Raw genomic sequence first — 21907 nt, forward strand, 5'->3', positions numbered from 1 at the left:
GCATCATGGCACAGGTTAGATGCGCTAGGAAAATCTCGTTCCACTCATCTGAGCAGCGATCTCAGTGCCGGGATCAGCAACGCCAGCGCCCGGCCGCGATGCGACGCCGCGTCTTTCTCGGCCGGGCTGAGCTCGGCAGCGCTGCGGCTCTCGCCCTCGGGGATGAACAGCGGGTCGTAGCCGAAGCCGCCCGCACCGCGCGGTTCCCGGGCGATCGCCCCGTTCCACTCGCCGCGCACCACCGCGCTGTCGGCGTCGCCGGGACCCCAGACCAGCGCGCACGCCGACACGAACGCCGCCGAACGCCGTTCGTCGGGCACATCACGCAACTGGGCCAGCAGCAACGCGTTGTTGGCGGCGTCCTCGCCATGTGTTCCGGCCCAGCGCGCCGAAAGCACCCCCGGCATCCCGTTGAGGGCGGCGACTGTCAGCCCCGAGTCGTCGGCGACAGTGGGCAGCCCCGTCGCCGCGTAGCCGTCGCGCGCCTTGGCCAGGGCATTCTCCTCGAAGGTGGCACCGGTTTCGGGCGCCTCATCGAAGGGCGGGACATCATCGAGCGAAACCAGAGTCAGCCCGGCCAGCCCGGCGGCGTCGAGCACCCGGCGCAGTTCGGCCAGCTTCTTGGCGTTGCGGCTGGCGACGAGTACGCGCTTCAGCTCAGCTCCCGAACGCCTTCTTCGACGGCGCACCGTCGGGCAGCACACCGGGATACGGCAGAGCCAACGCGTCGCGCTGGACGGCGAACAAGGTCTCGCACGCACCGAGCGCAGCGTCAAGCATCTTGTCCAGCGTCGACCGCGGGAACGTCGCACCTTCCCCGGTCCCCTGGACCTCGACCAGCGTCCCGGTATCGGTGGCGACGATGTTCATGTCGACCTCGGCGCGCGAATCCTCCTCGTAGGGAAGGTCGACGCGAACGCGGCCGTCGACCACCCCGACGCTGACCGCGGCGATCGCACACGACAGTGGGCGCGGGTCGGACAGTTTGCCTGCCGCCGCCAGGTACGTGACGGCATCGGAGAGCGCAACATAGGCGCCGGTGATTGCCGCAGTGCGGGTTCCGCCGTCGGCCTGCAACACGTCACAGTCGACGGCGATGGTGTTCTCGCCCAGCGCGGCCAGATCGATGCACGCCCGCAGCGAGCGCCCGACCAGGCGGCTGATCTCCTGGGTACGGCCGCCGACGCGACCTTTCACCGATTCGCGATCCGAGCGGGTGTGGGTGGCTCCTGGCAACATCGCGTACTCCGCGGTCAGCCAGCCCAGCCCGGAGCCCTTGCGCCAGCGCGGCACCCCCTCGGTGACGCTCGCTGTGCACATGACCCGGGTCTCGCCGAAGGCGACGAGCACCGAGCCGGCCGGGTGGGAGGTGAAGCCACGGGTGATGGTTACCGGGCGCAGCTCGTCGTCAAGCCTGCCGTCTTGTCGTCGGGACACCGGGCAACACTAGCCGAGCGACGATGCAGCGCGGACGAGCCGCGGCGGAGTTCGTCAAGCACACCCGAGTCGGGCGTCAGTGCCGACGGACCTCGATGGCCTCCCCGCACACCACGGCGTGCACCGGACCGTCGAACTCCGCCTTGGCCTCGGAGATCACGTCCTCGCGCGACGTCCACGGCGGGATGTGGGTGAGCAGCAGTTCGCCGACGCCGGCACGCTTGGCCATCCGGCCGGCCTCGGTGCCCGACAGATGGAGATGCGGTGGCCGCTCCGGTGCGTGCGTCCACGATGCCTCGCACAGGAAAACGTCTGCACCCTTTGCCAATTCGACCAGCGACTCGCACACGCCGGTGTCGCCGCTGTAAACCAGTGTGGCGCCGGACGGGTCGGTGATGCGCATTCCGAACGACTCGGTCGGATGGGTCACCAGCCGCGGCAGGACGGTGAGGGCACCGAATTGCACGGGCTGGTTGTCCTGCCAGTGGCGGATGTCGAAGATGTCGGAGAAGTCGTCGAGCTCGCCCCCGAGCGGCGACGACGCCGCCGCCAGCCGCGTCCAGGTGTCGCTCGGGCCGTACATGATGCCGCGGCCCTGGGCCGGGCTCGGGTGGTAGCGGCGCCACACGAACAGGCCGGGCAAGTCCAGGCAGTGATCGGCATGCAGGTGCGACAGCAGGACGTGCACCTCGTTGGGATCGGCGTAGCGCTGCAGCGCGCCGAGCACTCCGCCACCGAAATCGAGGACGAGCGGCGGCGTGTCCGGTGCCGTCAGCAGGTAGCCGGACGCCGGCGAATCAGGCCCGACAACACTGCCGGAGCAACCGAGGACGGTGATTCGCACAGCCACCAGCTTGCCATGCCCGGTTGCCACAAGAGGAAAACATGACGGGTTTGTCAGAGAGAATCACGTTGGCGCCGAGACGTGACGATGAACGGGGTGGACGCCGGTGATGGCCGGACCCAGGAAGCGCGCAGCCAGAGCGGTGAACGCCTCGGGATCACCCGTCGCCTCGAACAGCCGGGTCGCCGCCGGCGCCTCGTGCGGCCGGAGCAGATCGTGCTCGGTCAGAACTTTCAGCAAGTCTTTGGCCGTCTCCTCGGCACTGGACACCAGCGTGACCGAATCCCCCATGGCCAGCTGGATCAGCCCGGACAGCAACGGGTAGTGCGTGCAGCCCAGCACCAAGGTGTCGACCTGTGCGCGCTGGAGCGGCTCCAGATACCCCTCGGCCAGGTTGAGCACCTGGCGGCCACTGGTGACGCCGCGCTCGACGAAGTCGACGAACCGCGGGCACGCCACCGCCGCGACGTCGACGTCGCGCGCCGCCGCGAACGCGTCCTGGTAGGCCCCGGACGCGATCGTCGCCCGGGTGCCGATGACGCCGATGCGTCCCGTGCGAGTGGTGGCCACCGCGCGCCGCACCGCGGGCAGAATCACCTCGACGACGGGCACGTCGTAGCGTTCCCGCGCATCGCGGAGACAGGCCGACGACGCGGTGTTGCAGGCAATGACGAGAGCTTTGACCCCGCGCTCGACGAGGTCGTCGCCGATCGCCAGTGCGTGCGCCCGAACCTCGGGGATGGTCAGCGGGCCGTAGGGGCCGTTGCCGGTGTCGCCGACGTAGATGATGTCCTCGTCGGGCAGCTGGTCGATGATCGAGCGGGCGACGGTCAGCCCGCCCACGCCCGAATCGAAGATGCCGACCGGCGCGAAGCGGTCGCTCATGACGTCAGGCCGGGAAACTGGCCGGCCTTCTTACGTTCCCGCGCTGTGCGTTCCGGGCCGGACAGCCAATAGGCCGCCAGCACCCCGGCGATCGCCCCGCACAGGTGGCCCTGCCAGGACACCCCGCCGCAGGTGGTCAATTCGGGCAGCGCCCCCCACAACACGCCGCCGTAGACGAACAGCACCACGATCCCGGTGACGATCCACCAGATATGCCGGGTGAAGAAGCCGAAGACCAACAGGAAGGTCAGCCAGCCGAAGATCAGCCCGGAGGCGCCGATGTGGTTGGTCTCCAGCCCGCAGCCGACGTTTCCGATCAGCCAGGTACCGAATCCGCCGACGATCCAGATGATCGCGGTGGCCCAGACGAATCGGGCCATACCGGTCAGCGTCACCAGGAAGCCGAGCACCAGGGCCGGCACGGTGTTGGCGGCCAGGTGCTGCCAGTTGGCGTGCAGCAGCGGCGAGAAGACGATGCCCCACAGGCCGTCGGTTTCCAGTGGCCGGATGCCGTTGCGGTCCAGCGAGTGTCCCGAGAGCTGATCGACGATCTCGATGACATAGAGCAGCGCGACGAACGACAGGATGGTGGCGCCGCCGACCTTCCACGCTGCGGGCTTCTTGGGCTGCGGCGGAGTCGCCGGGTAACCCAACGGCTGGTTCATCTGTGCCTCATACCTCTTCTACGCCCAGAGCTGGCCTTGCCAGCGCCTCGTCGGCTTCGTCCAGGCTACCGGTGGAGCACCTCTGCGGGGGTCGAGCGTGGGTCAGGCACCGACGCCGAAGGCCCCCGGCACCACATCGCGGTAGGTCGGCACGCCGGCCGCCGACTGAGCTGCCAGCACCGCGACCAGTACAGCCCGCGCCAGACAATCCGCGCCGGCCGCGCCGAGCGCCGCGAGCGCCTTGGTCTCCGGCACCATCGACACCGGCGTATCGGGATCGGGCTGCAGCTCGACCGCGCCGGTGGCCAGCGCGAAGACGGTGTCACCGTCCAGCGGGGTGTGCGCGGGACGGATGGTGTGCGCCAGGCCGTCCTGGGCGGCGACCGCGAACCGCCGGCACCCGGCCGGCGACAGCGCCGCGTCGGTGGCGACGACGGCGATGGTGGTGTTGAGCGGGCTGGACTCCTTGTCGAGCGCGGTGAGCGCGGCGATCTGCTCGGCGGGCGGCGCAGCCAGCCCGAACTCCGCGACGAGGTGGCTCATCCACGGCAGCCCGGTGGCCGGGTCCACGACGTTGCCCGCACTGTTCACGACGACGATCGCCCCGACGGTCACCCCGGATTCGAGGGTCATCGACGCGGTACCGACGCCGCCCTTGAGCACCGCGGCACGGGCACCGACACCCGCACCCACAGTTCCCACCGCCACCTCCGCACCGGCCGAGCTCGCCGCCGCATAGCCGAACTCGGCGGTGGGCCTGCACGCCCAGCCGCCGACCGGGAGATCGAAGATCACCGCGGCCGGAACGATCGGGACGACGCCACCGTCCATCGCGACCCCGCGGCCCTGCTCCTCCAGCCAGGTCATCACGCCGTCGGCGGCGGCCAGACCGTAGGCACTGCCGCCGGTCAGCACGACGGCGTCGACGTGGCGGACGCTGTTGGCCGGGTCGAGCAGGTCGGTCTCGCGGCTGCCGGGCGCGCCGCCGCGAACGTCGACGGCGCCGACCGTGCCGGGTGGCGCAACGATCACGGTGGTGCCGCAGGCCCAGCCGGAGCCGAGGCTCGCATCGTCGTCCAGGCGGTGGTGGTGACCGACCAGGATGCCCCCGACGTCGGTGATCGACCCGGTGTTCATCGGATGGGCCTGCGCTTCGTCATCGGATGGGCTTGCCCATCAGGCCGAGCACCAGATACTCCTGCAGCACGGTCAGCCACTGATAGACGTCGAGGTGACCCGCCAGCGGATGGTCGGTCGGCAGACGGTCGGGGCCCTCCGGGCCGATCTCGAGCATCGCGCCCAGCGCCAGCCGGACGTCGTTGACCGCGGACACCCAGGCGTTGGCATCGTCCTCGGTGATCTCGAACCTGCCCCCACCATCCGGGAGAGTGTCCAAAAGCCGTTGCGCCGCAGATCTTTTGGCATCGATGATGTCCGGCTCATGCAGGCTGCGCAGCGCACCGTTGAGACTTTCGGCAGCAGCGGAGCCGGCCGGATGATCACGCTGGGGCTTGAAGAAGTCGGGCAGCAGGCGCCGCATCGTCGTGTCGTCGGGCGCCTGCGGGTTGCCTGCCCGGATTCCGGTGATCTGTTCCAGCGGATCCGGCGGCGTCGCGGCCTCCCGCTCGTCGAGCATGCCCTGCACCGAAGCGACCATGTTCTTCAGCAGCGCCGCCTCGTGCGGGGCCAGCGCCGAGCGGAACCGAGGACCCTCAGCGGTGTCGACCCGCTTCCATTTGCGCACGCGGTCAGCGGTCCTGCTGCATGGTCGCCCACAACCCGGCGGCATGCAGTTTGGACACGTCGACCTCCATGGATTCCCGGCTCCCGGCGGAGACCACCGCCTTGCCCTCGTTGTGAACCTGCAGCATGAGCTTGGTGGCGTGCGGCTCGCTGTAGCCGAACAGCTTCTGGAACACGTAGGTCACATAGTTCATCAGATTCACCGGGTCATCCCACACGATCGTCACCCACGGGGTATCGACGGCAGCGACGGATTCAGTGCGTTGCGCTCCGCTGGCGTCCGGCCGAGTCGGAGCTGCTTGCGAACCCATGCGACCAAGGATAGCGAGCCGCCTCTTCCGCTATCCAGCCCGCCGGGCGGCCGATACGGTTGCGCTGTGACCGCCGCCCTGCTGACGGACAAGTACGAGTTGACGATGCTCGCGGCCGCGCTGCGCGACGGCACCGCCGAGCGCCGGACCACCTTCGAGGTGTTTGCCCGCCGCCTGCCGGACGGCCGCCGGTACGGCGTGGTCGCGGGCACCGGCCGGTTTCTGGAAGCGTTGGGCGAGTTCATCTTCGACGACGACGCACTGACTCCCCTGCGGTCCTTCCTCGATGACGCGACGCTGGACTATCTGCAGGACTTCCGGTTCACCGGTGATGTCGACGGTTACGCCGAGGGCGAGCTGTACTTCCCCGGCTCGCCGGTCCTGTCGGTCACCGGCACCTTCGCCGAGTGCGTGCTGCTGGAGACGCTGGCCCTGTCGATCTTCAACCACGACACCGCAATCGCCTCGGCGGCCGCGCGGATGGTCAGCGCGGCCGCCGGTCGCCCACTGATCGAAATGGGTTCGCGCCGCACCCACGAGCAGGCGGCGGTGGCGGCGGCCCGCGCTGCCTACATCGCCGGCTTTGCCGGCACCTCCAACCTCGAAGCCAACCGCCGTTACGGCATCCCGGCGATGGGCACCAGCGCGCACGCGTTCACGATGCTGCACACCACCTCGGCGGGCCCGGACGAACAGGCGGCCTTCCGTGCGCAGGTCGACGCTCTGGGCGTCGGGACGACGCTGCTGGTCGACACCTACGACGTGACGGCTGGGGTGGCCAACGCGATCGAGGTCGCCGGAACCGGCCTCGGCGCGGTGCGCATCGACTCCGGTGACCTCGGGGTACTGGCCCGCCGAGTGCGCGGCCAGCTCGACGATCTGGGTGCCACCGGTACCCAGATCGTGGTGTCGGGTGACCTCGACGAATTCTCGATCGCCGCGCTGCGGGCCGACCCCGTCAACACCTACGGTGTCGGGACCTCGGTGGCCACCGGCTCGGGCGCCCCGACCGCCAGCATGGTCTACAAACTCGTCGAGGTCGACGGCATTCCCGTGCAGAAACGCAGCAGCCACAAGGAGTCTCACGGCGGACGCAAGGCCGCGCTGCGGCTGTCCCGACCGACGGGCACGATCACCGAGGAGGTCATCTACCCGGTGGCCGCCGCACCCGAGGTGACCGAGCCGGCGAGGGTGCTGACCGTGCCGCTGGTGCGCGCAGGCCGGCCGGTGGCGTCAGCCGACCTGGCCGCCGCGCGTGAGCTCGTGGTGCGCGGGCTGCGCAGCCTGCCCTGGGAAGGCCTGGCGCTCTCGCAAGGCGAGCCGGCGATCCCGACCCGACAGGTGCCGGTGCGGTCCCGGTGAGCGACGACAGCCACAACGGCGACGTGCCGCCGGTCACCGAGTTACTGGCGTTGGCGGTGTCCGCACTCGGCGGCGCCGAGCGCCCCGGGCAGGTGCAGATGGCCGAGGCGGTCGCGAACGCCTTCGCCGAGGGCGAGCATCTGGCGGTGCAGGCCGGCACCGGGACCGGCAAGTCGCTGGCCTACCTGATCCCGTCAATCGCCCGCGCGGTGTCGGAGGGGTCGCCCGTCGTGGTGTCCACGGCGACGATCGCGCTGCAACGCCAGCTCGTCGACCGCGATCTACCCAGGCTGGTCGACGCGTTGGCACCCGCCCTGCCTCGGCGACCCAAGTTCGCGTTGCTGAAAGGGCGGCGAAATTATCTGTGCCTGAACAAGATTCACAACGGAAGCGCAGACGAGTCGGGTGACGCATCGCAGGAGGAACTGTTCGAGCCCGTCGCGGCGAGCGCGCTGGGCCGTGATGTCGCCCGGTTGACGGCATGGGCGTCGTCCACCGAGACCGGCGATCGTGACGAGCTGACACCGGGTGTGCCCGACCGGTCCTGGACGCAGGTCAGCGTTTCGGCCCGGGAATGCCTCGGCATGGCGCGCTGCCCGTACGGCACCGACTGCTTCTCCGAACGGGCGCGCGGTGAAGCCGGCCGCGCCGAGGTCATCGTCACCAACCACGCGCTGCTGGCGATCGACGCGATCGCCGATGCCGCGGTGCTGCCCGAGCACGAGTATCTGGTGGTCGACGAGGCCCATGAACTGGTGGACCGGGTGACGTCGGTGGCCACCGGTGAACTGACCCCCGCCCCGCTGGGAGTGGCCGTCCGGCGGATCTCCCGCCTGGTCAGCCCGGCGCTGGTGCAACGGATGGACGCGGCGGTGGCGACGTTCTCCTCGGCGATCCACGACGCGCAGCCGGGCCGGCTCGACTACCTCGACGACGAGTTGGCCACCTACCTGACCGCATTGCGGGATGCGGCCGCCGCCGCCCGAGGCGACATCGACCCGGCGCCCAAGGACCCGAAGGCCGCCGCGGCCCGCAACGAGGCGATCGCGGCGCTGACCGAGATCGGCGACGCGGCGTCGCGGGTGCTGGACTCGTTTGTCCCGGCCATCCCCGACCGCACCGAGGTGGTGTGGCTGGACCACGAAGATAACCGCGGAACCCTCCGTCCGGTGTTGCGCGTCGCCCCGCTCTCGGTGGCCGGGCTGCTGCGCACCCGGCTATTCGACAGTGCAACAACGATTTTGACGTCAGCAACGCTGACCGTCGGCGGTTCGTTCGACGCAATGGCTGGCGCCTGGGGGCTGGGCGGCGGACCCAAGTGGACCGGACTGGACGTCGGCTCCCCCTTCGAGCACGCCAAGTCCGGGATCCTCTACGTCGCGGCGCATCTGCCGCCGCCGGGCCGGGATTCCGCAGGCTCCCCCGAACAGGTCGACGAGATCGCCGGACTCATCGAGGCGGCCGGCGGACGCACCCTGGGGCTGTTCTCCTCGATGCGCGCCGCCAAGGCGGCGACCGAGGCGCTGCGGGCCCGCATCGACACCCCGATCCTCTGCCAAGGGGACGACAACACCGCGGCGCTGGTCGAGAAGTTCGCCGCCGACCCCGAGACGTCGCTGTTCGGCACGCTGTCGCTGTGGCAGGGCGTCGATGTGCCGGGGCCGTCGCTGTCGCTGGTGCTCATCGACCGCATCCCGTTCCCCCGACCCGACGATCCGCTGCTGACGGCGCGGCAGCGGGCCGTCGCCGCGCGGGGCGGCAACGGGTTCATGACGGTCGCCGCCGCCCATGCCGCCCTGCTCCTCGCCCAGGGGGCGGGCCGGTTGCTGCGTCGCGCCGACGACCGGGGCGTCGTGGCGGTTCTGGATTCACGGATGGCGACCGCGCGATACGGCGGCTACCTGCGCGCGTCGCTGCCGCCGTTTTGGCCGACCACCGATCCCGAGCGCGTCAAGCAGGCACTTCAGCGCCTACGCGACGGGGGCCCGCCGTGAGTTGGCATCGGTAGCGGCAGGCGGACGGCACAATGGTGAGAGCAAATTTCGATGCCTCGGAGAGGGTGGCCCCATGCGCCGACGACACCTCGCACGCCTGCTCGCCGTCGCGAGCGCCGCTGTGGTGCTGGCCGGCTGCGGCACCACCATCTCCGGAAAGGCCGTGTCCGTCTTCGACGATCCGTTCAAGGTCGGCGGCCTGCAGGCGGTGGACGGCGCCAGCGGTCTGCGCTCGGACGCGGAGAAGCCGACGCGCAAGGTCTTGCACAGTGACGGCGGCAAGGACGACGAGATCGGCGCCCAGTCGGTCAGCGATCTGGAGTCGTTCTGGAAGGACAACTACGCGGGCTCGTTCGACGGGGAGTTCCGGCCCGTCAAGGACCTGATCTCCTGGGACTCCAACGAATACGACGGCGAATTCTGCGGCGACACCACCTCCGACCTGATCAATGCCGGCTTCTGCGAGGACGACAACACCATCGGCTGGGATCGCGGCGTACTGCTGCCCGCGCTGCGAAAGGCCAACGGCGACATGGCAATCACGATGGTGCTGGCTCACGAATACGGGCACGCCATTCAGAAAATGGCCAAGCTCAACAAGAAGGGCACCCCCACTCTGGTCGCCGAGCAACAGGCCGACTGCCTCGCCGGCGTCTACATCCGGTGGGTGGCCGAAGGCAACTCGAAACGATTCACCCTGAGCACCGGCGACGGGCTGAACAACCTTCTGGCCGCGATGATCTCGTTCCGCGACCCGCTGCTGAGCCAAGACGATTACGCCGACGGCGGCGACGAGCACGGGTCGGCGTTCGAGCGGATCTCGGCGTTCCAGACCGGGTTCACCGACGGACCGTCCTCGTGTGCGGCCATCGACGCCCAAGAGATCGGCCAGCGCCGCGGAGACCTGCCGATCGAACTGCAGCGCGACCAGACCGGTGAGTGGCCGGTCAGCGAGGAGTCGGTCCGCTCGATCATCGAGGCGATGAACATCCTGTTCACGCCGAAGAACCCGCCCACCCTGAGCCTGGACGCCGGGTCGGCGTCGAAATGCCCCGACGCCCGGCCCAGCCCGCCGGTGTCCTACTGCCCGGCCAGCAACACGATCGCCATCGACCTGCCGGGGTTGGAGAAGATGGGCGCCTTCAACGAAGGTCAGGACAACGTCCTGGTCACCGGTGACAACACCGCCTATTCCGTGCTGGTGTCGCGCTACATGCTGGCGCTGCAGCACGAGCGCGGCGGCCTGGTGCTCGACAACGCCGAAGCCGGTTTGCGCACCGCGTGCCTGACGGGCGTCGCCACCACCAAGCTGTCCAAGGAGGTCACCACCCCCGACGGCAACACCGTGGCGCTGACGGCCGGCGACATCGACGAGGCGGTGTCGGGTCTGCTGACCAACGGCCTGGTCGCCGGCGACGTCAACGGCGAGTCGGTGCCCGCAGGCTTCAATCGCATCGACGCCTTCCGCATCGGAGTGCTCGGCGATCAGGACCGCTGCATCAAGCGCTTCCCCTAGGACGGCGCCCGGCGAGTGTGCATGGAGATCGGGATGTGGACGCCGTTCGCGATCTGGGCGCACACTCGATGATGTGGATCCCCTGGAATCGGTGCGCGCGGCGTACGACGCTCAACAACGGGCCGAGGCGGTAACAGCCGAGGCCGTGCACCAAGCGCACGAGGCAGGCAGAACGTGGCAGGAAATCGGCGAGGCGCTCGGTGTGTCCCATCAGACCGCAGTGCAGCGCTACGGAAACCCGAGTCCGCTCGCCGACGCCGACGAGTTGGCCAGGACCGTGATCGACGATCTTGCGCACGGCCGGTGGTCCGATGTCAGTGCCCGCTTCGACACCACAATGCGCGAGCAACTCACCGACGAGGCGCTCGCCTTCGGCTGGGCTGAGATCGCCACAAGGGCTGGCGCCTATCAGAACCACGGAGACATCACAGCCGTGCGGATCGGCGAGGTCACGACCACCAACACCCGGCTGTCCTTCGAGGCGGGAGATTTCGTCGCTCGCATCACCTTCCGCGACGACGAGACGATTGCCGGGCTGTTCATCCTGAATCCCGACGCGGCCGCCGCGATGTAAGCTAGATCTTCTTCGTCACCCCGTACCAGGACAGGATCGCATCGCCTTCATCGGTGGACTTGCTCAGCGTGGCATAGGAACGGATGAACGACTCCCCCACGCAGCCATCGATTTTCACGTGGAAGTTGCTGATGGACACCCACGGCCGGTCGCCCTTGTACTGCTTCTTGGTCACCGGAACGATGTTGATGATGCCGGGCTTGAGACCGACGGTGATGGCGCCGCCGACGTTGCCGCCGATACCGGGCAGCAGACCCTCGGCCGCGTTGTTGGGGAAGTCCAGCCCGATGATTCCGAGCGACGAGTTCACCCCGATCGTTCCGCCAAGGGCGACGCCGTTGGAGGTGCTCATGTCGATGCCGCACCCGATCTGGTAGCCGACCTCGAACACTCCCCTCGGGTTCTCGCCGGGGCCGTCGAGCGCGCCGTTGAAGATGCCGCTCACGGAGTACTCCCGTGAGGAGATGGCGGTGGTCAGCGGAGCGATCGGCATCTGCACCTCGTCGCTCGCCGAAATCGTCAGCGTCCATCCGTCCGGCGATTTCGTGATGGCCGGCGGCGTCGAGGCCACCTTCCCGTCATCGACCGGCGGTGCGGCCGGGTCGGCCGCGGCGACGGGCTGACTCAAGTCGGGGCCGCCGGGATCAGGATCGGCCGATGCCGGTACCGGCGCGGCCAACAAGGTGCCCACCAGCGCCATCAGCGCTGCGCGACGAACGAACACTGCCCCGAACACCTTCCCGGCTGCCGATGGTCCGCCCCAATGCGGGACCCCTCGACATCCTGTTGGGAACCTACAGGTGGCTCCCCTGCCCTGCTAACCGGTTCAGCAACTCCCGGCGTTACGCCAGCGTGACGAGACCGAGCTCGTTGTCGCCGGCCAGCAGCGGATGGTGCGGCAGCACGCGGACGGTGTAGCCCACCGAACCGGCCACCGGCAGCGGGGTCGTCGTCGAGAAGATGTCGGTCCCGCCGTCACCGGAACCCGAGTGCACCATGTCCACGGTGACGGGGTCCTGCAGCGCGTCGGAGGCATCGACCCGGCCGAGCACCGCCTGCACGTCGACCTCGTCCGGTTTCAGCCCGGCCAGCGCGACGGTCGCGGTCAGCGTCAGCTCCGACCCCAGCAGCGGTGTGTCGGGCAGCCCGGTGCTGTCGACATCGGTGATCTCGATGTGCGGCCAGGCCTCCCGGACACGCTGCCGGTAGGCCGACAGCTCACGGGCCGCCCCGAACGGCAAACCGTCGATCGGCGCGCTGGTGCGGCGGAACGACTGAGCAGCGGGCGCGTAGTACTTCTCGGTGTAGTCGCGCACCATCCGGGACGCCAGCACCTTGGGTCCGAGGCCCTGCAAGGTGTGCCGGACCATCTCCACCCAGCGGTTCGGCACACCCTTGTCGTCCCGGTCGTAGAACGTCGGCGTCACCGACTGTTCGAGCAGGTTGTAGAGCGCCGCAGCTTCGATGTCGTCGCGGCGGTTCTCGTCGGCCAGCCCGTCGGCCGTCGGTATCTCCCAACCGTTTTCGCCGTCATACCACTCGTCCCACCAGCCGTCGCGGATGGACAGGTTCAGTCCCCCGTTCAGCGCGCTCTTCATACCCGACGTGCCGCAGGCTTCCAGCGGACGAAGCGGGTTGTTCAGCCACACATCGCAGCCCCAGTACAACTGGCGGGCCATCGACATGTCGTAGTCGGGCAGGAAGGCGATGCGGTGGCGGACTTCCGGCCGGTCGGCGAACTTCACGATCTGCTGGATCAACGCCTTGCCCGCATCGTCGGCGGGGTGCGACTTACCTGCGACGATCAGCTGCAGCGGCCTGTCCTTGTCGAGCAGCAGCGCCTCGAGGCGCTGCGGATCACGCAGCATCAGAGTCAGACGCTTGTAGGTGGGCACCCGGCGGGCGAAACCGATGGTCAGCACATCAGGATCGAAAGCCGTTGCAATCCAGCCGAGTTCGGCCTCGGAGGCGCCGCGCTCCAGCCACGACCGGCGCAGCCGCTGGCGCACGTCTTCGACCAGCAGCGCGCGCAGCTGAGAACGAATCCACCAGATGTGACCGGTGTCGACCTGTTGCAGCCTCGCCCAGACATTCGGCTCGCGCAGCGCCTCGGTGGAGCCGGCGAGTTCCCGGCCGAGCTCGATCCACTGCGGCGCCGCCCAGGTCGGCCCGTGCACACCGTTGGTGATCGAGCCGATCGGCACCTCGGCCGGGTCGAAGCCGGGCCACAGCTCGTCGAACATCGCGCGGCTGACGCGCCCATGCAGCAGGGACACCCCGTTCGCGCGCTGCGCCAACCGCAAGCCCATGTGCGCCATGTTGAACTTCGACGGGTCGTCCTCGGCGCCGAACGCCAGCACCCGTCCGACCGGAACCTCCGGCAACAGGCCATCTTTCCCGTCATCGCCGAAGTACATCTGCACCATCTCCACCGGGAAGCGGTCGATTCCCGCCGGGACCGGAGTGTGGGTGGTGAACACCGTGCTGGCCCGCACGAGCGTCAGCGCGGTATCGAAATCCAGCTTCTGCTCGGAGATGTATTCGCGGATCCGCTCCACCCCCAGGAAGCCCGCGTGGCCCTCGTTCATGTGATACACGTCCGGGGCGGGCCGACCCTCGATGGCGGTGAACGCACGGATGGCCCGGATGCCGCCGATCCCGGCGAGCAACTCCTGCTTGATGCGGTGCTCCTGGTCGCCGCCGTAGAGCCGGTCGGTGACGGTGCGCAGATCGTGTTCGTTTTCGGGGATATCAGAATCCAAGAGCAGCAGCGGGATCCGGCCCACCTGGGCCACCCACACCCTGGCGCGCAGCACCTTGGCGTCCGGCATCGCCAGCTCGACGAGCACCGGCGCGCCCGCCGCGTCCGCCAGCAGGCGAAGCGGCAGCCCCTGCGGATCCAGCGACGGATAGTTCTCGTGCTGCCAGCCGTCGGCAGTCAGAGATTGCCGGAAATACCCGGACCGGTAGTACAAGCCGACAGCGATCAGCGGCAGCCCCAGATCCGATGCCGACTTCAAATGATCGCCGGCCAGAATGCCCAGGCCGCCCGAATAGTTCGGCAAGACTTCGGCGACGCCGAACTCCATCGAGAAGTACGCGATACCTGACGGCATCGACTTGGAGTCCTGCTCCTGGTACCACATCGGCCGGCTCAGATAGTCGTCCAGATCTGCGGCCAACTGATCGAGAGCGTTGAGGAACTGCTCGTCCTCAGCCAGCTCGTCGAGCCGCGCCGGGGCGACCGCACCGAGCAGCGCAACCGGATCCTGACCGGCCTGTTGCCACAGTCGCGGATCGATCGAGGCGAACAGATCTTGTGTTGGCTTGTCCCACGACCAGCGCAGGTTGGTCGACAATCGGCCGAGGGCTGCGAGCCGCTCGGGCAAATGGGCACGGACCGTGAATCTGCGGAGGGCCTTCACGCGTTCCTACCTTACTGAGACCCCTGGTGCGGTTGGCGTGAGCATGCGCTTCTTCCGCAGGCCGTCATTCTTCGCACTACGGTGTGAAGAGGGCGCGATGCGGTTACCCCGAGGGTCAAGAAGACTCACGACCGGTGCAGCGACCAGGGTTGCTGCGCCACGACAACGAGAAACCGACTCAAGCCGACGCGGAGCAGACCACGTCGCACAGGTCAGGAATGGAGTGGTTGGGTGCCCGGTCGTATCGAGATCGATGACGTCGCGCCCGTTGTGTCCTGCGGTACCTATCCCGCCAAGGCGGTCGTCGGCGAAGTCGTGCCGGTCGCCGGGACGGTGTGGCGCGAGGGGCATGACGCGGTGGCGGCGACGTTGGTGGTGCGCTACCTCGGAACTGCTCACCCTCAGCTCGGGCAGAATCCGGCCCGGCGCGTCAAGGCCCTCGAGGGTGCCGAACTGACCGAGGCGTCCCCCGCGGTCAGCCGGGTCAAACCCCAGCTGTACCCGATGGAGATGGGCCGCACCCCCGACGTCTTCCACGGCCAGTTCGTGCCCGACCGGGTGGGCCTGTGGACATTCCGGATCGACGGCTGGGGCGATCCGCTCACCACGTGGCGGCACAACGTCACCGTCAAGCTCCACGCCGGTCAGGGCGAGTCGGAGCTGAACAACGACCTGATCGTCGGCGGCAATCTGCTGGCCCGCGCCGCCACTGGAGTGCCGCGTGACCGCCGCGCGCCGCTGCTGGAGGCCGCGGCGGCACTTCGCGAATCCGGAGACCCGCTGACCCGCGCGGCCCTGGCACTCTCGCACGAGGTCACCGAACTACTGGCCCAGTTTCCGCTGCGTGAGCTCGTCACCCGGGGTAGCACGTACGGGATCTGGGTGGATCGGCCGTTGGCGCGGTGCAGCGCCTGGTATGAACTGTTCCCCCGGTCCACCGGTGGCCGCGACGAGGACGGCCGGCCCGTGCACGGCACGTTCGAGACCGCCGCGGCGGCCCTCCCGCGGGTCGCGTCGATGGGGTTCAACGTCGTGTACCTGCCGCCCATCCACCCGATCGGCAAGGTGCACCGCAAGGGCCGCAACAACACCGTCACTGCCGAACCGGGCGATGTGGGGTCGCCCTGGGCGATCGGCAGCGACGAGGGCGGCCACGACGCCGTCCACCCCGAACTCGGGACGATCGAGGACTTCGACCGGTTCGTCGACGCGGCGCGCGACAACGGGTTGGAGGTCGCACTCGACCTGGCGCTGCAGTGCGCTCCGGATCACCCGTGGGCCAAGAATCACCGGGAATGGTTCACCGAGCTGCCCGACGGCACCATCGCCTACGCAGAGAACCCGCCGAAGAAGTACCAGGACATCTACCCGCTGAACTTCGACAACGATCCCGGCGGCCTCTACGACGAGGTACTGCGAGTGGTGCGGCACTGGATGGACCACGGCATCAAGATCTTTCGGGTAGACAACCCGCACACCAAGCCGCCGAACTTCTGGGCATGGCTGATCAGCCAGGTCAAGGCCATCGACCCCGACGTGCTATTCCTGGCGGAGGCGTTCACCCGCCCCGCGCGCCTGAACGGGCTTGCGAAACTCGGCTTCACGCAGTCGTATTCGTACTTCACCTGGCGTACCGCCAAGTGGGAGATCGAGGAGTTCGGCCGCCAGATCGCGGAGCACGCCGACTACACCCGCCCAAACCTCTTCGTCAATACGCCCGACATCCTGCACGAGAGTCTGCAGCACGGCGGTCCGGGCATGTTCGCGATCCGGGCTGTGCTGGCCTCGACCATGGGCAGCTCGTGGGGCGTGTACTCCGGCTTCGAGCTCTTCGAGCATCTACCGGTGCGCGACGGCAGCGAGGAGTACCTGGACTCCGAGAAATACGAGCTGCGGCCTCGCGACTTCGAGGCGGCCCTGGCCCAGGGCCAGTCACTGGAGCCATTCCTGCGGCGGCTCAATGAGATTCGCCACCTCCACCCCGCGCTGTGCGAGATGCGCACCATCACCTTCCACCACGTCGACAACGATGCACTGCTGGCCTACAGCAAGTTCGACCCGGTATCCGGCGACACCGTGCTGGTGGTGGTGACATTGAACCCATTCGGCCCCGAGGAAGGCACCCTGTGGCTAGACATGGCCGCTTTGGGTATGCAGCCCTATGACCGCTTCTGGGTGCGCGACGAGATCACCGGGGAGGAATACCAATGGGGGCAGTCGAACTATGTGCGACTGGAACCGGCCCGGGCCGTCGCGCACATCCTGAACATGCCGTTGGTCCCGCAGGAGCAAAGAGCAGTTCTGCTGCGCCGGGAATGACGGGAACGACGAAGGAGCCTTCCCTATGACGAAAACCAAGAAACTGGCCAGCCCGCACCTGGCGCCGGATCCTGGCGAGCTGGCCCGGTTGGAGTCCGGAGTCCATCACAGCCCGCACAGCATCCTTGGCGCCCACGAGTACGACGACCACACGGTGATCCGGGTGCTCAAGCCGCACGCGGAGCAGGTGGTCGCCCTCGTCGGCGGCGAGCGACACCCGATGGCGCACATCGATTCCGGGGTGTTCGCGGTGGCGCTGCCGTTCACGAATTTGGTGGACTACCGGCTCGAAGTCACCTACCCGGGCGGACACACCATCACCGTCGCCGACGCCTACCGCTTCCTGCCCACGCTCGGCGAGATGGACCTGTATCTGTTCGGCGAGGGACGCCACGAGCAGCTGTGGGAGATCCTGGGTGCGCACCCGCGGTCGTTCGAGACCGCCGACGGCGTGGTGGAGGGCGTGTCGTTCGCGGTCTGGGCCCCGAATGCCAAGGGCATCAATCTGATCGGCGAGTTCAACCACTGGGACGGCAATGACGCCCCGATGCGAGTGCTGGGCTCCTCCGGTGTGTGGGAACTGTTCTGGCCCGGCTTCCCCACCGACGGGCTCTACAAATTCCGGGTCCACGGCGTCGACGGATCGGTTACCGACCGCGCCGACCCGTTCGCGTTCGCGACCGAAGTCCCGCCGCACACCGCGTCGCGCGTGTTCACCTCGGACTACACCTGGAACGACTCCGACTGGCTGACGCAGCGGGCGGCGCAGAATCCGGTGTTCGAGCCGATGAGCACCCTCGAAGTGCACCTGGGCTCCTGGCGGCCCGGCCTGAGCTACCTCGAGCTTGCCGACCAACTCACCGAATACGTTCTGGCCCAAGGATTCACCCACATCGAATTCCTTCCGGTCGCCGAGCACCCGTTCGGCGGATCGTGGGGCTACCAGGTGACGTCCTACTACGCGCCGACCTCTCGGTTCGGCACCCCCGACGAATTCCGGCACCTGGTCGACACCTTGCACCGTGCCGGCATCGGAGTCATCGTCGACTGGGTGCCCGCGCACTTCCCCAAAGACGCCTGGGCGCTGGGCCGCTTCGACGGCACCCCGCTGTATGAGCATTCGGACCCGCGCCGCGGTGAGCAACTCGACTGGGGCACCTACGTCTTCGATTTCGGCCGTGCCGAGGTGCGCAACTTCCTGGTGGCCAATGCGTTGTACTGGCTGCAGGAGTTCCACATCGACGGTCTGCGGGTCGACGCCGTCGCATCGATGCTCTACCTGGACTACTCGCGCCCCGACGGCGGCTGGACGCCCAACATCTACGGCGGCCGGGAGAATCTCGAGGCGGTGCAGTTCTTGCAGGAGATGAACGCCACCGTGCACAAGAGCCATCCGGGCATCGTCACGATCGCCGAGGAGTCCACCTCGTGGCCAGGGGTGACCCGGGCAACCAACCTTGGCGGCCTTGGCTTTTCGATGAAGTGGAACATGGGGTGGATGCACGACACCCTGGACTACATCAGCCGGGACCCGATCTATCGCACTTATCACCACGGCGAGCTGACGTTCTCATTGCTCTACGCGTTCAGCGAGAACTTCGTGTTGCCGATCAGCCACGACGAGGTGGTGCACGGCAAGGGCACCCTGTGGGGCCGCATGCCGGGCAACGACCACGTCAAGGCGGCCGGGTTGCGCAGCCTGCTGGCTTACCAATGGGCCCACCCCGGCAAGCAGTTGCTGTTCATGGGCCAGGAGTTCGGTCAGCGCGCGGAATGGTCGGAGGAACGCGGCGTCGACTGGTACCAGCTCGACGAGAACAGCTACTCGACCGGGATTCAGCGGTTCGTCGCCGACCTCAACGAGCTTTACCGCAGCCGCCCTTCGCTGTGGAGCCAGGACACCAAGCCGGAGGGCTACTCCTGGATCGACGCCAATGACTCGGCCAACAACGTGCTGAGCTTCCTGCGGTACGGCAGCGACGGCTCGGTGCTGGCGTGCGTGTTCAACTTCTCCGGAGCCGAGCACAGCCGTTACCGGCTTGGGCTGCCGCACACCGGAACCTGGCGCGAGGTGCTCAACAGCGACGCGACGGTCTACAACGGTGCCGGGGCGGGCAACTTCGGTGCCGTCGAGGCCACCGACGAACCCTGGCATGGCCGGCCGGCATCGGCGACGCTGGTGCTGCCGCCGAACTCCGCGATCTGGCTGGAACCCGCACCGACCGAGGACTAGTACAGCGCGTTGGCCAGGTTCCGTCGGCCGGTGATGACATCGGGGTCGGCGGGATCGAACAGCTCGAACAGTTCGATCAGCCGGGTCCGCACCTTGGTGCGCTCTTCGTCGGATGTCTTGCGCACCAGCGCGATCAGGCGGTCGAAGGCCGGGACGACGTCTTGATTCAGGATCTGCACGTCGGCGGCGGCGAACGCCGCCTCGATGTCGTCGGGAGCGGCGTCGGCCACTGCCACCGCGTCCGGGCGCTGCTCGGTGGCGCGCTGCAGGAAGGTCATCTGCCGCAACGCACCCTTGGCTTCGGCATGCTGCGGATCGGCGTCGAGAATGGCCTGGTACGCCGCGGCGGCGGCCGCGAAATCGCCGGACTCCAGCAGTTCGCGCGCCTGCTCCAGGGCCGGGTCGACGGCTGCCTCTTCCCCGGAATCGCCTGAGCCGGAGAGCTTCCCAGCTGTCGCCTGCAGCAGCGAATCGACCCAGCGCCGCAACTGCTCGGGGGGTTGCATGCCCTGGAAGCTGGCCAGCGGCTGCCCACCGGCCAGCGCCACCACGGTCGGCACCGCTTCGATGCCGAACATCTGGGCGACCCGCGGGACCACGTCGACGTTGACCGTCGCCAACGACCACTTTCCGTTGTCGTCGGCGGCCAGCGCGGCAAGCACTTCACCCAACTGCACCGAGGCGTCGCTGCGCGGCGACCACAGCAGCACAACGACCGGCAGCTGGCCGGAGCGAACCAGGACTTCGGCTTCGAAATTGGCCTCGGTGACCTCGACACCACCACTGGGGGCGGTCGCACCGTCCGCGGGCTGCGCAGCCCGCTGTTTGAGGCCGGACAGGTCGACGGCGCCGGCCAGGGCCGGGCCGATCTGGGGGCGTGGACGCGTCACGTTGCCAAGTCTGTCACGTCGTCAAGGGCGCCGAATCGAGTGGCTGACCAGAAGCCGCACCAGCCGCTGCCGACGCCAATTTCGCCGTCCGATCAGCCCATATGAGGAAGATCACACTGCCGAGCGGCACAATGCTCCCCAGCAACGCCAGCAACCACGTGAGCACGCCCCACTTATAGGCGATGCCCGCCATCAGAGCAGTGATCACGAACGCGATGAACACCACCCCGTGGGCCATGCCGAAAACCTTGACGCCGATCTCGGTACGCGGACTGCCCAGGTACTTGAAGTACATCCCGACCAGCAGCCCGACCCAGCTCACCGCTTCGGCCAGCGCCACCAACCGGAAGCGGCTTGCCGTGCTTCGGATGTCAAAGGTGCTCGTCATGCAGCCATTGTGCCGCAGCAGCAGGCCAGCTACTACGCCTCGTCGTTGACGAGGTCCGGGCTACCCCGGTCAGCCGGCGCGCAGGACCAGCGCGTCGCCCTGGCCGCCCGCTCCGCAGAGCGCGGCCACGGCGTAACCCGATCCGCGCCGCGAGAGCTCCAGCGCCGCATGCAGCGTGATCCGCGCACCCGACATACCGATCGGATGGCCGACGGCAATAGCCCCGCCGTTGCGGTTGACCCGCTCGGGGTCCACACCCAGTTCCTTCGTGGAGGCCAGCGCGACGGCGGAGAACGCCTCGTTGATCTCGATCACGTCCAGCTGGTCCAGGGTGATGCCCTCGCGCGCGATGGCCTTCTTGATCGCATTGGCCGGCTGCGACTGCAGTGTGGAATCCGGGCCGGCGACCACGCCGTGGGCCCCGATTTCGCACAGCCAGCTCAGCCCGAGCTCCTGGGCCTTGGCCTTGTTCATCACCACGACGGCACAACCGCCGTCAGAGATCTGGGAGGCCGAGCCCGCCGTGATCGTGCCGTCCTTGCGGAACGCGGGCTTGAGCCCGGACAGCGATTCGGCAGTGGTGTTGGCCCGAATGCCCTCGTCCTCGCTGAACTCGATCGGGTCGCCCTTGCGCTGCGGGATCGCGACCGGCACGACCTCGTCGGCGAAAACGCCGTCCTTCCAGGCCGCGGCAGCCTTCTGGTGCGACAGAGCCGCGAACTCGTCCTGCTCGGCGCGGGTGAACTTGTCAGTGTCGTTGCGCTGCTCGGTGAGCGCGCCCATCGGCTGGTCGGTGAACACGTCGTGCAGGCCGTCGTACGCCATGGAGTCGAGCACCGTGACATCGCCGTACTTGTAGCCCTCGCGGCTGTTGATCAGCAGGTGCGGCGCCTTGGTCATCGACTCCTGGCCGCCGGCGACCACGACGTCGAACTCACCGGCCCGGATCAGCTGATCGGCCAGGGCGATCGAATCGATGCCGGACAAGCACATCTTGTTGATGCTCAGGGCGGGCACGTCCCATCCGATACCGGCAGCCACGGCGGCCTGGCGAGCCGGCATCTGGCCTGCGCCGGCGGTCAGCACCTGGCCCATGATCACGTAGTCGACCAGCGACGCCGGGACTCCGGCCTTCGCCAGCGCGCCCTTGATCGCGATCGCACCCAGATCACTGCCGGAAAAGTCTTTGAGCGAACCCATCAGTTTCCCGATGGGAGTACGTGCTCCAGCAACGATCACCGACGTCGTCATACCTACCTCCAAGAGCGTTTCGCACCGCCCCGAGGCGGCTATCCACGGATCCCCCAGTGTTGAATCCGAT

Annotated in this window: 19 protein-coding genes; 6 read left to right on the plus strand and 13 right to left on the minus strand. The window is 68.2% G+C overall.

Features of this window, described 5'->3' with window-relative positions; genetic code table 11:
- Nucleotides 1-44 precede the first annotated feature (44 nt).
- From rdgB to clpS, 8 genes are all read right to left on the minus strand, one after another.
- On the minus strand, nucleotides 45-656 hold the full coding sequence (gene rdgB / locus G6N32_RS19385; protein WP_115321436.1) for an RdgB/HAM1 family non-canonical purine NTP pyrophosphatase: 612 nt from the start codon (nucleotides 654-656) through the stop codon (nucleotides 45-47).
- Nucleotide 657: 1 nt separating this feature from the next.
- Complete coding sequence (rph, locus tag G6N32_RS19390) at nucleotides 658-1437, minus strand: ribonuclease PH (RefSeq protein WP_115320974.1); 780 nt, start codon at nucleotides 1435-1437, stop codon at nucleotides 658-660.
- A 76-nt stretch (nucleotides 1438-1513) separates the two neighbouring features.
- On the minus strand, nucleotides 1514-2287 hold the full coding sequence (locus G6N32_RS19395) for a cyclic nucleotide-degrading phosphodiesterase (RefSeq protein ID WP_115321438.1): 774 nt from the start codon (nucleotides 2285-2287) through the stop codon (nucleotides 1514-1516).
- A gap of 57 nt (nucleotides 2288-2344) precedes the next feature.
- A complete protein-coding gene (gene murI / locus G6N32_RS19400) occupies nucleotides 2345-3166 on the minus strand; it encodes a glutamate racemase (RefSeq protein ID WP_115320975.1) in 822 nt (273 codons plus the stop codon).
- A complete protein-coding gene (locus tag G6N32_RS19405; RefSeq protein WP_115320976.1) occupies nucleotides 3163-3831 on the minus strand; it encodes a rhomboid family intramembrane serine protease in 669 nt (222 codons plus the stop codon). The genes murI and G6N32_RS19405 overlap by 4 nt, the downstream gene beginning before the upstream one ends.
- A 102-nt stretch (nucleotides 3832-3933) precedes the next feature.
- On the minus strand, nucleotides 3934-4968 hold the full coding sequence (locus G6N32_RS19410; protein ID WP_115320977.1) for a P1 family peptidase: 1035 nt from the start codon (nucleotides 4966-4968) through the stop codon (nucleotides 3934-3936).
- 19 nt (nucleotides 4969-4987) lie between these two features.
- Nucleotides 4988-5575 (minus strand): oxidative stress transcriptional regulator AosR, encoded by a 588-nt coding sequence (aosR, locus tag G6N32_RS19415; protein ID WP_115320978.1) that lies wholly within the window; start codon nucleotides 5573-5575, stop codon nucleotides 4988-4990.
- A 4-nt stretch (nucleotides 5576-5579) separates the two neighbouring features.
- Nucleotides 5580-5885: an ATP-dependent Clp protease adapter ClpS gene (gene clpS, locus G6N32_RS19420; protein WP_083121990.1), complete on the minus strand. Its 306-nt coding sequence runs from the start codon at nucleotides 5883-5885 to the stop codon at nucleotides 5580-5582.
- A 66-nt stretch (nucleotides 5886-5951) separates the two neighbouring features.
- On the opposite strand from clpS, the gene G6N32_RS19425 reads away from it, so the two are divergent.
- The 4 genes from G6N32_RS19425 (at nucleotide 5952) to G6N32_RS19440 (ending at nucleotide 11331) form a co-directional block, all read left to right on the plus strand.
- Nucleotides 5952-7247 carry a nicotinate phosphoribosyltransferase gene (locus G6N32_RS19425; protein WP_115320979.1) on the plus strand — a complete coding sequence of 432 codons (1296 nt, stop codon included), beginning with the start codon at nucleotides 5952-5954 and terminating at the stop codon, nucleotides 7245-7247.
- Nucleotides 7244-9241 (plus strand): ATP-dependent DNA helicase, encoded by a 1998-nt coding sequence (locus tag G6N32_RS19430; protein ID WP_272871114.1) that lies wholly within the window; start codon nucleotides 7244-7246, stop codon nucleotides 9239-9241. Before G6N32_RS19425 ends, G6N32_RS19430 begins: the two co-directional genes overlap by 4 nt.
- A 73-nt stretch (nucleotides 9242-9314) precedes the next feature.
- The gene (locus G6N32_RS19435) at nucleotides 9315-10757 is read left to right on the plus strand and encodes a neutral zinc metallopeptidase (RefSeq protein ID WP_115320980.1); all 1443 of its coding nucleotides are present in this window, start codon (nucleotides 9315-9317) and stop codon (nucleotides 10755-10757) included.
- Between the two features lie 73 nt (nucleotides 10758-10830).
- Nucleotides 10831-11331: a DUF3887 domain-containing protein gene (locus G6N32_RS19440; protein WP_197935747.1), complete on the plus strand. Its 501-nt coding sequence runs from the start codon at nucleotides 10831-10833 to the stop codon at nucleotides 11329-11331.
- A gap of 1 nt (nucleotide 11332) precedes the next feature.
- Here the strand turns inward: G6N32_RS19440 and G6N32_RS19445 are convergent, their stop codons facing one another.
- Together G6N32_RS19445 and G6N32_RS19450 are read right to left on the minus strand one after the other, a co-directional pair.
- Nucleotides 11333-12055, minus strand: a complete 723-nt coding sequence (locus tag G6N32_RS19445; protein WP_232077184.1) for an MspA family porin — start codon at nucleotides 12053-12055, stop codon at nucleotides 11333-11335.
- 118 nt (nucleotides 12056-12173) lie between these two features.
- Entirely contained in the window at nucleotides 12174-14756 is a 2583-nt protein-coding gene (locus G6N32_RS19450) for a glycosyltransferase family 1 protein (protein WP_115320982.1), read from the minus strand.
- 231 nt (nucleotides 14757-14987) lie between these two features.
- Between G6N32_RS19450 and G6N32_RS19455 the strand changes: the two genes are divergently transcribed.
- Together G6N32_RS19455 and glgB are read left to right on the plus strand one after the other, a co-directional pair.
- Complete coding sequence (locus G6N32_RS19455) at nucleotides 14988-17075, plus strand: alpha-1,4-glucan--maltose-1-phosphate maltosyltransferase (RefSeq protein WP_115320983.1); 2088 nt, start codon at nucleotides 14988-14990, stop codon at nucleotides 17073-17075.
- A gap of 25 nt (nucleotides 17076-17100) precedes the next feature.
- Nucleotides 17101-19308: a 1,4-alpha-glucan branching protein GlgB gene (gene glgB / locus G6N32_RS19460; protein WP_115320984.1), complete on the plus strand. Its 2208-nt coding sequence runs from the start codon at nucleotides 17101-17103 to the stop codon at nucleotides 19306-19308.
- On the opposite strand, the gene G6N32_RS19465 is transcribed toward glgB, so the two are convergent.
- The 3 genes from G6N32_RS19465 to G6N32_RS19475 all read right to left on the minus strand — a co-directional run bounded on the left by G6N32_RS19465 (nucleotide 19305) and on the right by G6N32_RS19475 (nucleotide 21837).
- Nucleotides 19305-20198: a tetratricopeptide repeat protein gene (locus G6N32_RS19465; protein WP_115320985.1), complete on the minus strand. Its 894-nt coding sequence runs from the start codon at nucleotides 20196-20198 to the stop codon at nucleotides 19305-19307. The two genes, glgB and G6N32_RS19465, sit on opposite strands and share 4 nt — an antisense overlap.
- Before the next feature lie 13 nt (nucleotides 20199-20211).
- A complete protein-coding gene (locus tag G6N32_RS19470) occupies nucleotides 20212-20586 on the minus strand; it encodes a DUF3817 domain-containing protein (RefSeq protein WP_115320986.1) in 375 nt (124 codons plus the stop codon).
- A 69-nt stretch (nucleotides 20587-20655) separates the two neighbouring features.
- On the minus strand, nucleotides 20656-21837 hold the full coding sequence (locus G6N32_RS19475; RefSeq protein WP_115320987.1) for an acetyl-CoA C-acetyltransferase: 1182 nt from the start codon (nucleotides 21835-21837) through the stop codon (nucleotides 20656-20658).
- Nucleotides 21838-21907: the final 70 nt, after the last annotated feature.

It is taken from the genome of Mycolicibacterium aichiense, assembly GCF_010726245.1.
Taxonomy (GTDB): Bacteria; Actinomycetota; Actinomycetes; order Mycobacteriales; family Mycobacteriaceae; genus Mycobacterium; species Mycobacterium aichiense.